The sequence below is a fragment of the Pseudomonas sp. RL genome (assembly GCF_000647775.1).
GTDB classification, from domain to species: domain Bacteria; phylum Pseudomonadota; class Gammaproteobacteria; order Pseudomonadales; family Pseudomonadaceae; genus Serpens; species Serpens flexibilis.
In genome coordinates this window covers 1-12,810 of sequence record NZ_JBOY01000091.1, presented here as the reverse complement: position 1 = coordinate 12,810, position 12,810 = coordinate 1, and the positions used below count along the sequence as shown (strand labels likewise).

13 protein-coding genes are annotated in these 12,810 nt (G+C 59.5%); 3 read left to right on the top strand and 10 right to left on the bottom strand.

Features of this window, described 5'->3' with window-relative positions; translation table 11 throughout:
- The 4 genes from AS93_RS0113945 to AS93_RS0113930 form a co-directional block, all read right to left on the bottom strand.
- A partial coding sequence (locus AS93_RS0113945) for a hypothetical protein (RefSeq protein ID WP_027591181.1) occupies window positions 1–881 on the bottom strand: 881 nt, incomplete at its 3' end.
- A 427-nt stretch (window positions 882–1,308) separates the two neighbouring features.
- Entirely contained in the window at window positions 1,309–1,626 is a 318-nt protein-coding gene (locus AS93_RS0113940) for a ribbon-helix-helix protein, CopG family (protein WP_027591180.1), read from the bottom strand.
- Window positions 1,627–1,637: 11 nt separating this feature from the next.
- Entirely contained in the window at window positions 1,638–2,303 is a 666-nt protein-coding gene (locus tag AS93_RS0113935) for an AAA family ATPase (RefSeq protein ID WP_027591179.1), read from the bottom strand.
- Between the two features lie 737 nt (window positions 2,304–3,040).
- Window positions 3,041–3,247, bottom strand: coding sequence for a hypothetical protein (locus AS93_RS0113930; RefSeq protein WP_027591178.1), 207 nt, complete (start codon window positions 3,245–3,247; stop codon window positions 3,041–3,043).
- Window positions 3,248–4,001: 754 nt separating this feature from the next.
- Here AS93_RS0113930 and AS93_RS0113925 point away from each other — a divergent pair.
- The gene (locus AS93_RS0113925) at window positions 4,002–4,364 is read left to right on the top strand and encodes a hypothetical protein (RefSeq protein WP_027591177.1); all 363 of its coding nucleotides are present in this window, start codon (window positions 4,002–4,004) and stop codon (window positions 4,362–4,364) included.
- Window positions 4,365–4,978: 614 nt separating this feature from the next.
- Window positions 4,979–5,320 carry a hypothetical protein gene (locus AS93_RS20645; protein WP_155956151.1) on the top strand — a complete coding sequence of 114 codons (342 nt, stop codon included), beginning with the start codon at window positions 4,979–4,981 and terminating at the stop codon, window positions 5,318–5,320.
- Window positions 5,321–5,349: 29 nt separating this feature from the next.
- On the opposite strand, the gene AS93_RS0113920 is transcribed toward AS93_RS20645, so the two are convergent.
- The 6 genes from AS93_RS0113920 to AS93_RS19975 form a co-directional block, all read right to left on the bottom strand.
- Entirely contained in the window at window positions 5,350–6,570 is a 1,221-nt protein-coding gene (locus AS93_RS0113920; protein ID WP_027591176.1) for a type II restriction endonuclease, read from the bottom strand.
- Window positions 6,567–7,037 carry a very short patch repair endonuclease gene (locus tag AS93_RS0113915; RefSeq protein WP_027591175.1) on the bottom strand — a complete coding sequence of 157 codons (471 nt, stop codon included), beginning with the start codon at window positions 7,035–7,037 and terminating at the stop codon, window positions 6,567–6,569. Before AS93_RS0113915 ends, AS93_RS0113920 begins: the two co-directional genes overlap by 4 nt.
- A gap of 2 nt (window positions 7,038–7,039) precedes the next feature.
- Complete coding sequence (gene dcm, locus AS93_RS19425) at window positions 7,040–8,263, bottom strand: DNA (cytosine-5-)-methyltransferase (protein ID WP_275451967.1); 1,224 nt, start codon at window positions 8,261–8,263, stop codon at window positions 7,040–7,042.
- A gap of 124 nt (window positions 8,264–8,387) precedes the next feature.
- The gene (locus tag AS93_RS0113900; RefSeq protein ID WP_027591174.1) at window positions 8,388–8,645 is read right to left on the bottom strand and encodes a hypothetical protein; all 258 of its coding nucleotides are present in this window, start codon (window positions 8,643–8,645) and stop codon (window positions 8,388–8,390) included.
- Window positions 8,646–9,951: 1,306 nt separating this feature from the next.
- Window positions 9,952–10,545, bottom strand: a complete 594-nt coding sequence (locus AS93_RS0113895; RefSeq protein WP_027591173.1) for a recombinase family protein — start codon at window positions 10,543–10,545, stop codon at window positions 9,952–9,954.
- Window positions 10,546–11,323: 778 nt separating this feature from the next.
- Window positions 11,324–12,340, bottom strand: a complete 1,017-nt coding sequence (locus AS93_RS19975; RefSeq protein WP_051587484.1) for a MobA/MobL family protein — start codon at window positions 12,338–12,340, stop codon at window positions 11,324–11,326.
- Between the two features lie 143 nt (window positions 12,341–12,483).
- On the opposite strand from AS93_RS19975, the gene AS93_RS0113880 reads away from it, so the two are divergent.
- Window positions 12,484–12,687: a hypothetical protein gene (locus AS93_RS0113880; RefSeq protein WP_027591172.1), complete on the top strand. Its 204-nt coding sequence runs from the start codon at window positions 12,484–12,486 to the stop codon at window positions 12,685–12,687.
- Window positions 12,688–12,810 lie beyond the last annotated feature (123 nt).

Here is a 12,810-nt window from a genome sequence, read left to right as displayed (position 1 = left end):
TGCGCGGATTCCCGCGCAGCTTTCTGCTGCTCTGCACGCTCTCGCTTCCGAGCATGCAGCACAGAGAAAAACTCTTTAATCAGACCGAGGGCAGCCCACAACTGCTGGGTAACCCGCTTCACCGCAGTCCGGCTTCGCCAGGTCGCGCGGTCCGCGGTCGGCTCGCGTATCTGCGTGACTTCAATGAAGCCGAGAGCCTCGAGCCGATCGACGGCACGGGCGGTGCGCTTTTCAACGCATAGACAGCCCTCGATGTCTTGGAAGCCGAACGCCATCGCACCGACGTCCGTCCAGGACTTGTGCTTCCAGTCTCCTGCTCTGCCTGTCCTTGGCTTCTCTGCTACTAGCCCAGAGGCGATATCAGCCCAACCCAAAATCACGGCAAGGACGTTGGCAGTGTTCGCTCTGGCGTCGGAATACACTTGGCGCTTGCGCTCGTCCCGGCCGCGCCCGTCCCTTGCGCGCCCTGGCAACGGAGTCTCGCGGGAAAACAGGCGAAGGCCGGTCGGGCAGTGCGGATCAAGCGCAGCCAACTGCACTCGTCGGATCGCTTGTTCAATGAGCCTCGGCCACCGCACGTGGCTCTGCCGGCGCCAAGCGATTCCCCGCAAGCCGCTGACACAAGCCTGCAGTAACGTAGTCGAGGAAAGCTGCTCAGGCTCCTGAGCTTGTACTTGAAGCTCGGCGTCCCTGGAATCGGCCTCGGCCTCAGCCCTTAGTCGCGCCTCAGCGTCGGCCGCCGCGCGATCGATCGTCCCGCTGTCTACCAGCTGCTGCAGCTCATTCGGCAGCAGCAGCGGCTCCGGCGTGCGGCAACGAACAATGCTGCTGACCTGGGCGTCGCCCAGAGGCTCGAAGATCGGGGAATCTAGCTGCTGCATCGCCGCCGCCTCCAGCCTTTTTCAGGCTGCAAGAGGTTGCGGCGGTAAGTCTGATGCGTTAGCATCTTCTCACCACCTCAGTGCGTTCGCAGCGACTCTCCGCCAAGATCGAAGCTGCGAAATTAGTTAGAAGAACGCCCGCCTTGCGCGGGCGTTCTGCTTTCTAGATTACCGAAACGCCCCGGCCCGCGCAACACCCCGGCCGCCGGAAGCCCTTTCCGATCAATCAGTTAGCGCAGCGTGTACTCAGTACGCTAACGTCTTGCACACGAACCCTTGCAGAAACATGCACTTGCGAGCGGAACGGCTTTTCGCATGCTGAACCCGCGTTGCACAAGGTTCCAGTCGCCGCTTTTGAATATCCAAATAACGTTCAAACGATAGCCTTTGAACATCCAAAGGCTATCGTTTGGATATTCAAAGAATATCAGTCTGTCTGCCCGAACTGCTTGCCCTCGACCGCGGCCCAGATCGCGAGATTGATCACCGCCGCGCGGCCCTGGCCAGTCCGCCGAGCGAGTTCATCGACGCGGCGCAGGAGATCAGGCGCGATCGTGAGCGAGATCTGTCGCTTGTTACCCTTCTTGATCCCCTTCTCATACGGCTGCTCGTCGTGCCCATCGACCCGCACGCGAGGCGCCGCCGCTTCAGCCGGCTTCGGCGCGTCCGGCGCTCGCATGATGAAGTCCGTGGCCTCTAGGCTCGCAGCCTCAGGCGGAAGCTTTGGTCGCTTTTGAATAGCCATTGAATATCCTTTCAATCTTCTTTAGACGTTCTTTGCATGTCAAAAACGGCTTCTTTCAGGGCCTTGAGCTCACTGATCGCCTTGAAGTCTCGGGGCATGATCTCGAGCACGCAGAGCCCGGCGCCGCCGGCGTTCGAGAACGCTTTGCGCCGACGGATCGGAGTCTCGAGGTACTCGAACTGCTTGACCTCGGCCACAGCCGCTTCCGCTTCCACGTTGTCACTGCCCGCGCCTGGATCCGCCAGATTCAAGACCGCAAATGCGCGCAAACCGTCGCGCACGCTGCGGACTTCATCGACAAGCGCTGCCATGTCATCTAGCGCCCACACGTCGTAGCTCCTAGGCGCGAACGGCACGAGCAGCACGTCTGACAGAACCAGGGCGGCGCGCAGAGCAGTCGAGTCGCGGCCGCCCGCGTCGATCACGATGTCGTCAAATTTGTTCCGCTGCTGAAGCACCTGCCCCCGTAGCGCGGTGCCGTCGGTGTACTGAGCGCACGCGACGCCGGGCGCTTTCCCCGACTGCCCACGCAGCGCGATCGCGCTCGATGCGGTGCCTTGACGATCGCCATCGATCAGCCAGACATCGCGGCCGTCGAGGGCTCGAGCGATCGCAAGATTGACCGCGAGCGTCGTCTTGCCGACGCCGCCCTTCGTGTTTCCAACGGTGATTATCATATTCTTTGAACCTTCTTTGAATATCCAAAAACGACTTAACTACGCCATAGGCGCGCCTACGAGTCAAGCAAGCAGGCGGCAATCCGTGACGTCGCGAAAGCCGAAAGATGGCAGCGTGACGGCACAGAACAGCAGTCGCGACGGCAGAGCGCGCACGCAACCTGCTGACCGGCAAGGATTCGGACGAGAACACACATGCATGCGGTGTCGAATCCCAAGCAAGATTGCGCGCATATCGCACCGACCCGAGAGCAACTCTCTTAGCCGCAGCCGAGCCGCCGACGCAGGGCAGGGCAGGGCAGGGCAGGGCAGGGCAGGGTGCTAGGCTCGAACGATGAACGACCACACACAACGCTGCGCTGGTGAGCCACGCGCAGCGATCACGCGGGCACATCCAAGTGACCGAGAGCGCATCGAGCGCGGCGCGCTCAAACCGTCGGATCTGTTCTGGATCTCTAAAGATGCCGCGAAGGCCTCGAGAATCGTATGGCCTGCCTTTGCACGCCGGCCCGCCAACCCGCCCGGCGGCGCTCCCTGCGGGCCAACAGGGGTTGGCCTAGCCCGTGGAAGGATCGCGGCCGGAGCCGCCACATCGAGGGCGGCACTCCCCGACCCGTGGCCAGCACGATAGCAGCCGCTCAAGAAGAAGCCCCCGCCAATCCATGGCAGGGGCTCCGATGCCTCGCTCGCGGTCCCTGCCCTCCGGGGTGGGGCAGCCGCCGAGCGTGGCCAACACGTCAGCCGGCGGCTTCGTCCAGCGCTCGCAGCGCGAACATCCGGGCGGTGTAGCCGGCGCTCCCGGGTTCATGCTTTGCCGCTTCGGGGTCCCGTGCGAGCTCGATGAGCCAATGCCGGAACATCGGCAGGATCGCCGCCGCTTGGCGGTCGCCGGAGTCGATGGCGCTGGTCAGCTGGTCGAGGAAGGCGGCGCGCTTTGAGTTCATGCCGGCAGTCTGCTTCCAGGCCGTGGCCAGCACAGTCGGCGAACAGCTCGCTGTCGGGTAGGAGAATTGCTGATGTGCGGTCTCAGCGGCTGAGCCCTGGCATGGCGACGATCGCGCGATGGACAGCGCGCCGCTCTACTACGTGGCTGCACGAGCGCTTCCACTGCTCGCTCGATAGGCAGGCCAGCTCGCCCGCTTTGTTCATGCTCTGTTCATATTTTCTCAGGCAAAAGTGTGTCGTCTATATCAAAAAGGTGATTGAGATGGACATATGCTGGCACGACGAAGCCTCCCAAACTTGGGAAGACCTTCTTAACAGCCCTGATGTGTCAGACGTCAGGCTCGCAGGTGAAATCTACACACTGGTAGATGAGGCGGGTATCACGAACGAATTCCACGGATTCCTGTCCAAACCTAGGCACACCCATGATCCCCCAGATCCACAAACAAAACTCTGGTGGATCAGAATCGGAGGCTATCACCTAATTTGCAAAGAGAGTCCACATCGAAACTGCCTGACTGTTGTTCTTATCCATAAAGGAACAACGGCTCATGCTCTGGACCAAGCCATCCTCAAAGCCTACCAGCTCTGGCAATAGATATAGCTTGAAATACAGACCGGGGCTAATCCCCCGGTCAAATCTTTATAGAAACACCACGCCCCACCAGAAAAGACTAGCAAGACCTAAAAAACCATAGAGGCACTAAACATATCCAGCGCCAAGCATGATTCGCTGGACTTAAGGAGAGCAAGATGACGAACAAAACGCATGAAGAGCTGCGCAAGCTTCTGCATGCAAACGAGCAGGCACTATCTGCTGCGGAAGAAATGCGCGCACAAATGGCTTTTGCAAAAGCCGTTAGAAAAATAAGGACCGACATCCTTTCGATGACTCAAAAAGAGGCCAGCGAAGTTCTAAAAATGCCGCAGTCTCAAGTCGCACGAATGGAGTCGTTCAGCGCCCCGCGAGGCGCCACGTTCGCTCAGGTTGAGCGAATCATAAGCCTGTACAACAGCGTTATCAAGAAACGCGACAAGAATATTTCGAAGATATCGCTCAAGCTATCTATTCCAACCGCCGACGGAAGAGTAGAAACAATATGCTTGGCGGAATAGAGCAAATTGTCTCCCAGTCTCTCGGCGCTATCGGCAGCATCTTGGTTGCATGGCCATCGATAGAAGCCAGCAGGATGCTAAAAATGAGCGCAACCGTCTCGCGCAACGCAACGAACTCAGGCCAATCCACAGATCACGAAGCGAAGCGGAGAATGCTGATTGACCAGCTCAGCAAAAGAGCATTGTCATTCAACAGGAACCATCACATAAGCTTGGTTTCCGGATTTGCCATGATAGTCGCATCGTTTCTGATTCAAGTGATTTCGGAGATTCACTCAAAGGTCTCCACATAGCGCAAACCGAAAGAACCTCCAGATCACGCAACATATTAGGCAGCACACCAAGGACCCGTAGCTACAGTCAAATGAACGCTCCCGCGCCATCTGTTGGCGCCGCAAAACCAGAACCAAGAAGACCCGCGGAAGCGGGTCTTCTTGTTTCAGCTGCAGTGCTATCCGAGTTGTCGCAATTGCCTGTTCTGGGCGGTTTCAACCCAACGGTTGCCATCCCGACAGTCTTCGCGGCGGCTGTGGCCAGCGCAGCACGCTACCAAGGAGGAGAGTTGCTGATGCCAGGTCTCAGTAGCTGAGCCCGGGCATGGCGACGATGGCGCGATGAACAACACTCCCACCTGGCGGCACGAGCTCGGCCACTTCTCGCTCGAGTGGCAGGGCTGCGAGATCGCCCGGGTGGCACCGACGGTGCAGGGCGATCGCTGGCTGGTGCGCCTGGGCCTGCACCGCCGCGACTACCGGCGACATCACACAGCCTATCGACCAACGCAGGAAGCCGCCTGCAGCACCTGCATATCTTGGTGGACGCAGCACGCCGATGCGATCGCGGCCGAGCTGCCGCGAATGGTGCCGGGGCCGATCGGGAATCGTCGCGAGTACCCGGACTGCAACGCTCCAGGGCCTGCACCGCGGCAGGGAGCAGCACAGCGGCATGTGCACTAGGGAGCGCTATCTATCGCCAACCTTGATTGCTAGCTAGCTATCCTCTGCCGCTCAGCAACGAGATCCACAAAAGTGGAAACGTCGATCAACCACTCCCTCTGAGCACCGGTGTAAGTTGTGTGCAGGGGCTGAGGCAAGACTAACTGCAGGCGCTTGGCCCGCATTTCGTCAGTCTGATTGGAACTGATCGCGGTTTCCAAGGTGAGCAGGTGCTTCTCTTCGATCCTGTTCGCCTCGGCAAGCACTTGGCGCCAGCGATCCTTGCAGGTTGATTTGACGCCAAGCATCGTCAGCTGCGATGCCGCAAACGACGGGTCGTGGTACTCCGCCTTGCCGGGGAAAAGGAAGTCAGGCTTTGCCCTGTTTTCCGTAACTGCCGTCCGGACGTACCGGATGTCCATGGTCCGGAAAATCGTCTCAAGGTGATTCTCCAAAGCGTAGCCCACACGACTCTTGCGCCGGTTCTGCACGGACAGCGAAAAGCCCATGAAGCTCTCTACATCACCATCGAACCCCTTCGACAGGCGATCACCGATCAGGTGACGCTCCAGTGTCCTGAACAGGATCTCTTCCCGCTCCATCCAGGCCATCAGTGCAGCGTCGGGTCCATCGAGAGCTGAGACATCCTTGAGAGTAGACCGGGCGTACTCTGAAAACAGCCTTGTCGTTGGGAACCTGCTGCCGAAGCGGCTAAGCATGTCATCCAGATGCGTTTCGGCCGGAGGCTCGACCGGTACGCCGATAGATTCAAGGATCAAGCGAGAGGCGAACTCAAGGCGATCCTGCTCAGTCTCCAACTCTTCGCGAATAGAGAAGCCAGGGTGTGCGAGATCAGTGATTCCGAACAGCCACTGGATCTGATTGGCAATCGTTGATCCGTTCTCCGCGACAACCACCAAAACCGAACCGTCCGGGCGACGCCCGATGACCAGAACATCTCCAACTGCCGCACATTCCGAGACCGTCGTTGTCGGGAAGTACAGCCGATGTTCTGATCGGGTTGGATGTCTCTCCCTGGCGTCGTACCACGTGACGTAACCATCAGTCACAACAGGATCGTCGTCGTGATCATTGAGGTAGATGAAGCGGGCAGGGTAGGTCTGCTTTTCAGTTGCCTGTCCGAACAATCGCTTCAGCGGATCGACGCCATTGAACTCGTGCTGATTGCTGCGAAACAGGTCTGCTTCGACCGCCGAAAGCCGTTTCATAGCCACGCCAGTGAAATATTCCGACAGATGACCTTGCTTCATGCATCCCCCTGATCTCCCCTTCCGGTCAGCTCAAGAACTTCAGACTCACCCCTGAGCCAGCCGCCAAGAATAGAGCGGATCATCACATCAGTGCACGACTGGCGCCCCTTGAGCGCGCATTCCCACACAGTAGCGACCCTCCAGCCACACGCTTGCAATGCCTCAATCGCGGCCTTGTCATTCTGCTTGTTCCGCTCGATCTTTGCTGACCAGAACTCTGGTCGCGTCGACGGAAGCCGGTAGAGGTGGCAAGCATGCCCGTGCCAGAAGCAGCCATGCACGAAGATCACGGCTCGATAGCGGGGCATGACGATGTCGGGCCGCCCCGGCAGCTCGCGAGCGTGCAGCCGGAACCGGAAACCCTCGCGATGCAACAAGCTCCTGACGTGCCTTTCCGGCTTCGTGTTCACCCCACGGATCCCGCTCATCATGCGGCTCCGCGTAACAGCATCGACGATGTCGGTCATGCCTACATGGCCAGCGCATGCTGTCCTGAGCGCTCTTGTTCCTGCAAAGCGAGAATGTGCGGCAACATGATGCGCGCGACCTCGCCCATTACCGGCACGACGACGCTGTTGCCAAACTGCTTGTAAGCCTGCGTGTCGCTCACCGGAATCTTGAAGGTGTCCGGGAATCCCATCAGGCGCGCGCATTCACGCGGCGTGAGTCGACGAGGATTCTTCCCCTTGCCGCGAGACACCAAGATTTCGGAGCCATCCTTGTAATAGCGGGCGGAAAGAGTCCGGGAAACGTCCTTCTCAGTGACCAGACCAAAGCCAAAGCCATTCCCCGCTGCGCGATGCTTTTCCGCATAGCCCTGAAGATACGCCCACAGCTTGTCGCTGAGGATGTACTTCTTGTGCACTTTGGCCATGCCTCCCGTCGTATAGGGCTCTTCCGGATCCTCAGAGCCGTCTTCCGGGTGGAGGATCGACGCCAGAGTCCGCTTCTCGGGCGGAAACCGGAGATCCTCCCATGAGAACCCGGTCGGCTCTCGGAACCCGACGATGATGATGCGCTCACGATGCTGCGGGACAAACCTCTGTCCGTCGATGACCCGGTGATGAACCTCATAGCCAAGCTCATCCCGGAGAACACGCATGATCTCGAGGAAGGTGTTGCCCTTGTCATGCGACACCAGGTTCTTCACGTTCTCAAGCAAGAACGCCTTCGGCCGCTTGGTCGCGATGATGCGTGCGACATCGAAGAAAAGTGTGCCTTGGGTTGTGCACTCAAACCCGTGCGGCCGGCCGAGGGCGTTCTTCTTGCTTACGCCTGCGATGCTGAAAGGCTGGCACGGGAAGCCGCCCAGCAAGACGTCGTGGTCCGGGACCTCCTCAGCAGGGTAAGGGACGATGTCACCAACCAGCAGGTGGTCCTTTCCAAAGTTTTCGATGTAGGTCTTCTGAGACCAGTCGTTCCATTCGCTCGTAAAGACGCAGGAACCACCAGCTGCCTCGAAACCGAGCCGGATTCCACCAATCCCGGCGAAAAGATCAATGAAGGTGAAGGCCCTTCCTTCGTTCGCGGGCTGCGCCAACACCGGACCCCGCAAGATCTCCCTGAGCGCCGGCTCGAGCAAGCTCGGGCACGCAGACTCGCCACGCTCCCAGCGCGCCACAGTCCTCGCTGTCACCTTGAGCCGATCGGCAAGATCGCGCTGTGAGAAACGCAGCCGCGCCTCACGAAGCAAGGGAAGGGGCTCCACTGTAGAAGCTTGCGACATGGCTCTGATCTCACCGGGACAAACAGGCGACATCTTGTCTCATCAGTTGCCCGGAAGCCACACATTTCTTACCGACCGTCGGCCCGCAGGCTTATGCGCGCCGCTGCAGATCTGCGAGCTCGACGGCGAGCCGGCCGATCCCGAGCTCGAAGCGTGCGAGCTCGGCGAGCGAATCGAGCGACCTGAACACTCGGACCTGGCCGCGCTGAGTCATCAACGTACGCTCGATCAGCCCGTATCGGGCACGCAGCGCGAAGCCGCCCCCGCGGACGGCCACGGCCAGCAGTTCCCGCACGGCGCCAGCGCTGCAGAGCTCCCGCAGCGCCCCCAGCTGGATCCCCTCAGCCATCGCGTCACTCCCGATACATCAAAACGACGGTTTTGATCTTCGCGGAAGACGTTGCGATCAGCAAGCCCCACGCCACGACGCACGGAACAGGACATAACACCCGATCAGCATCGCATCGGCAGTATCCGATGGGCTCCGGTCAGATCAGATTCACTCGCAGGCAAACCCATTAACCGAGGTTAGCCGCGACCAAGATCGACTGCCCGAACCTACGGGAAGCCCCTGAGTCGAGTGAGTCGATGCAAAGTCGAAATTCAAAGTGCTACAGCTTGGGAAGCGCAGAGTGATCGTGCCCCAAGGCAGATCTTGAAGCTGCGCAGGATCGAACTGGCCGCCAAAACCACCTCGCGCTTTTCCAGCCAACTGTACCGTCACGCTCGTAGCGCCGGGCGTGTATACGGCAGAACCGACCAGCCAGAAGGGGAAGCCTTCAGCATCGAACGTGTACCAACTCACCACAACGAGGCTAGTACTGCCGGCTTCCGCCACCTCTAAAAGTATTCCTTCCCCACCTCTGCCGGGCTGGAAGTATGCGCCGGTCAATCTCCCATTAAGAGGCACCAAAGTCGGAACGTTAGAATATGCACCACTTTGGTACGACTCAAACCTTGTTAGTGGAAGCACCTGAACCCCGCCCGCATAATCGGCAGATACTTCGAATGAACCATTTAGGTCAGGTGCCCCTTGCGAAAGGAATTGAGGCTCACCAATCTCCACGGCGTAGGTGAAATTAAACCCACCGATTTGATTAATGGCAAATGACTGCCTAGTATTTGGCTCTTGAGCCAGCCTCAAAGTCCATTCTTTAGAGTCCTGGCGGATGACGAATCGAGGCAGCTCAATGAGGCCTGACCCCTGAGCTGCTCCAATCGTAACAACAAAGGCAGCCTTTGAAGACGAGCATGGTATACGCCACAAAGCCAAGGTTGCATTTACGGGCAAGCGAGTTAAGAGGTCCCTAAGCAAACCGGGCCCAGCAAGTCCAGGGCCAGATGGGCTGGTTGGAAGAGGGTGTGATATGCAGCTTGGCGGATAAAGTCTAGCAGGATTGGTTAACCTCTCGACCTTTGGAGATTCAGACTTTCCATCGGCCTCTAGGGACCCCCATAAAGGAAACCTGAAATCAGACAGATCACTGAACGAACGCACCCCTCCAGCAAACGCCGAAGACGAAGCAGCACAAAGAATAAACCAAGCGCACGCCTTTACCATCAACTCTATCCTATTCATCTGCACATCCCCCTTCTGGATTTCAGTGAAGCTACTCAAGAGCCGACCTTACTAGGCTGTTCACGAGCAGACGTGTTCATAAGACCTGCCCCCTACCGATCGGGAGAGTAGACGAAGCTGCATCCCTGACAAGGGCTGCGTTCAAGGTCACCCGGCTCACGCCGAAGTGCTTAGCCACTTCCGTCTTGGTGATCGAGGGATCAGTCAGCATCGCTGCCGCCTTCTTGATGTCGGCCTTGGACAAGACCGGCTTGCGACCACCCTTCCGGCCGCGGGCTCGCGCTGCAGCTAGGCCAGCCAGGGTGCGCTCACGGATCAAGTTGTGCTCGAACTCGGCCAGCGCTCCGAAGATATGGAAGACCAGTCGCCCGCCGGTGCTGGTGGTGTCGATCGCTTCCGTGAGCGATCGGAAGCCCACACCGCGCTGGTTGAGGTCGTGAACCATCTCGACCAGGTCTTTCAGCGACCGGGCCAGCCGATCCAGTTTCCAGACCACGAGCGTGTCGCCCTGCCGTAGCGATCGTAGGCAGGCCGTCAGTTCGGGGCGCTCACGGAACTTGCCCGTCGCGGCTTCTTGGAAGATCTGCTCGCACCCGGCCGCCTTCAGCGCATCCAGCTGGAGGGCGCGGTTCTGATCCTGGGTGCTGACTCGAGCGTAGCCGATGATCATCAAACGCACCGTTTCTGTACGTTGATTCTTATACGCGATTTCTTGCTGCCAAACCACCCGAAACCGGGGTCTGCGACTTAGGGCGTCAGGACGTAAAGAAAACGATCGTTTGTTTTACGGAAGCTGCGGAGGAGCTGAGCCGCCGCCTCCCGTCAGCCGAACCACATGAGCCACAGCGTGAGCCGGCCTCAATCACATCGGCAGGTCCTGATCTGAAAGCCGAGGTGGCTCGACTACAACTTGAGCTCGCCTGGAAAGATCAGCTGATGCAGCAGCAGCGATCCCAGATCGAGGACCTACGCACGGCAATGCGTCTACTGAGCCACGAGCGCGTGCCTTGGTACAAGCGTCTGTTAGGCCCCCGATGAACCTGAACAAAGGCAAAAAGAAAGCCGCCAGTTAGGCGGCTTTTTGCTCTCTCTCTCTTGACTTCCACTGCCAGACCATTTAAACTTAGAAGGTTGACAATCCCGTCAACGCAAGGCGAGACGCCTATGGTATCAAGACAAAGGAGTTTTAAATATGATGCTGAAGATAATTATAAGCACAAAGCGCACTAAATTCAAGCTGTCCATGACCGCCGACTTAACGAAATCACTCCCGAACATCTTGGGAGGCATGAAGTGGCTCGTCACGCTATATCAGCTGATCGAAACGTTGAAAGACCTACTCTGAGGCAACGGGAGAGGCCGGGCTTGTGCCTGGCCTCTCCATCTCAAGCGAAAAGCCTGTCCCCGGGCGCACTCACTCACGCTGCAGGGCAAAGGCTTCGCCGCGATCACATGCCCATGCCGGGCACAGGCCCGCCAGAGCCAGAGCGAGCCGGCCCCAAGTCCGGCTCATAACCTTGCCGATCCTCAGCGCCCTGTTCACTGACACGGCGAGCCTTCCACCACGCCCACAACTCTTCCCACCAGGCCTGCAGCTGATGCCTGGCTGCCTGGATCTTGCTCGCGTTGCCCGCCCAGATCTGAGCCTCTCGCTCCACCTTTTCCGGAGCCTCGTCGCTCGACCGGCGGCGCGCAGCCCATCGAGCCGGCCCCAGGTGCATGCCCGGCTCACGATGCAAAGCGGCAGCACGATCGAGCAGCGCAGGCCTGATCTCGAGCCCCTGCTCTGCCGCCGCTTCAATGACATCGAGCACAGCTTCTCGCTGAGCGGCGAGGCTCCGATGATCGATGCGCTCCCGGCGCCCCTCCGCTGCAAGAGCGGCGTTCGCGAGCTCAGCCCATCGAGGCCGCTCGACGTCAGCCGGGTTCGGCTTCGGCCCGCCTTTCGCCCGAGAGCACGCGATCGGATCCAAGGCTTCGACCTTCTTGCCGAGCTCGCCGTCCCCTGACACTGCACAAGCCGAGAGCAGGATGTGCACGTGCCAGTTCCGGTGGTCAGGCCCGTCCTCATCGAACTCGACCGGGCCCTTGCGCGACGGCGCATGAATCGCCCAATCCACACCGACGCCGTACTTGTCGGAGAGCTCGGCAGCGTAGGCAGCGGCGAGTTTCTGCATGCCTGCGAGCGACAGCTCATGCGGAAGCGAAACCTCGATCTCGCGAGCCGTGATCGCATCGCCCCTCTTGTGATGCTTCTCGACGGCGTTCCAGAACTCTCCGCGCCCTGCAGTCCCACCGCCAGGCAAGACAACGCCCGAGGCGTGGCAACGCTTCCGACGGTAGTCATGGACGACTCCCGAGCGCTCGTCGACCAGGTACTCGCCGGCGCGATAAGCCGCGGCGGCTACAGCCGACCGACCAGCCTTCCGACCGAGAGCCTTCATCGAGAGATGGAAGATCGCCACCGTTGCCGTTGCTCCTGCTGTTGCTCTTCCTCCCCCCTCAGGAGGAGGGGGGCGCACGTAATCCCGCAGGGATTACTCTAAGTGCGCCTTTCAGTCGCCAGGGGGGCTAGACTACCACCTCCCCAGCCATGGAAGCGCCGCCCATGACCAGCCTCATCACCGTCCAACTGGACAAAGAGCAGCTTCACCAAGTGATCGAGGGCATCGGCCATCGCATCGACTACATGCGAGAGCGCCGAGCAGACTACACGCCCGAAGAGATCGACGCAGCGCGGACGGCTCTCGACGTGCTCACCGCTGCAGCCCATGGTGCCCAGCAGCCTGCCAGTTCGCAGGCTCTCGGGTAGGCAGGGCTCGCCCTGCCGAGGGGCCAGAGGCCCCGTCTATGGCCGCTTTCAGCGGCCGCTGTGGCTTTTGTGCAGCTCGACGCACGGACATAGATAAGCCGCCGCCGCTTCCTCTGCATTACC

What these genes read in the sequence shown, in the direction of transcription:
- AS93_RS0113940 (WP_027591180.1), bottom strand. Translation starts at nt 1,626, where the DNA reads ATGGCTATTCAAAAGCGACCAAAGCTTCCGCCTGAGGCTGCGAGCCTA.
- AS93_RS0113935 (WP_027591179.1), bottom strand. Translation starts at nt 2,303, where the DNA reads ATGATAATCACCGTTGGAAACACGAAGGGCGGCGTCGGCAAGACGACG.
- AS93_RS0113930 (WP_027591178.1), bottom strand. Translation starts at nt 3,247, where the DNA reads ATGAACTCAAAGCGCGCCGCCTTCCTCGACCAGCTGACCAGCGCCATC.
- AS93_RS0113925 (WP_027591177.1), top strand. Translation starts at nt 4,002, where the DNA reads ATGACGAACAAAACGCATGAAGAGCTGCGCAAGCTTCTGCATGCAAAC.
- AS93_RS20645 (WP_155956151.1), top strand. Translation starts at nt 4,979, where the DNA reads ATGAACAACACTCCCACCTGGCGGCACGAGCTCGGCCACTTCTCGCTC.
- AS93_RS0113920 (WP_027591176.1), bottom strand. Translation starts at nt 6,570, where the DNA reads ATGAAGCAAGGTCATCTGTCGGAATATTTCACTGGCGTGGCTATGAAA.
- AS93_RS0113915 (WP_027591175.1), bottom strand. Translation starts at nt 7,037, where the DNA reads ATGACCGACATCGTCGATGCTGTTACGCGGAGCCGCATGATGAGCGGG.
- AS93_RS0113900 (WP_027591174.1), bottom strand. Translation starts at nt 8,645, where the DNA reads ATGGCTGAGGGGATCCAGCTGGGGGCGCTGCGGGAGCTCTGCAGCGCT.
- AS93_RS0113895 (WP_027591173.1), bottom strand. Translation starts at nt 10,545, where the DNA reads ATGATCATCGGCTACGCTCGAGTCAGCACCCAGGATCAGAACCGCGCC.
- AS93_RS0113880 (WP_027591172.1), top strand. Translation starts at nt 12,484, where the DNA reads ATGACCAGCCTCATCACCGTCCAACTGGACAAAGAGCAGCTTCACCAA.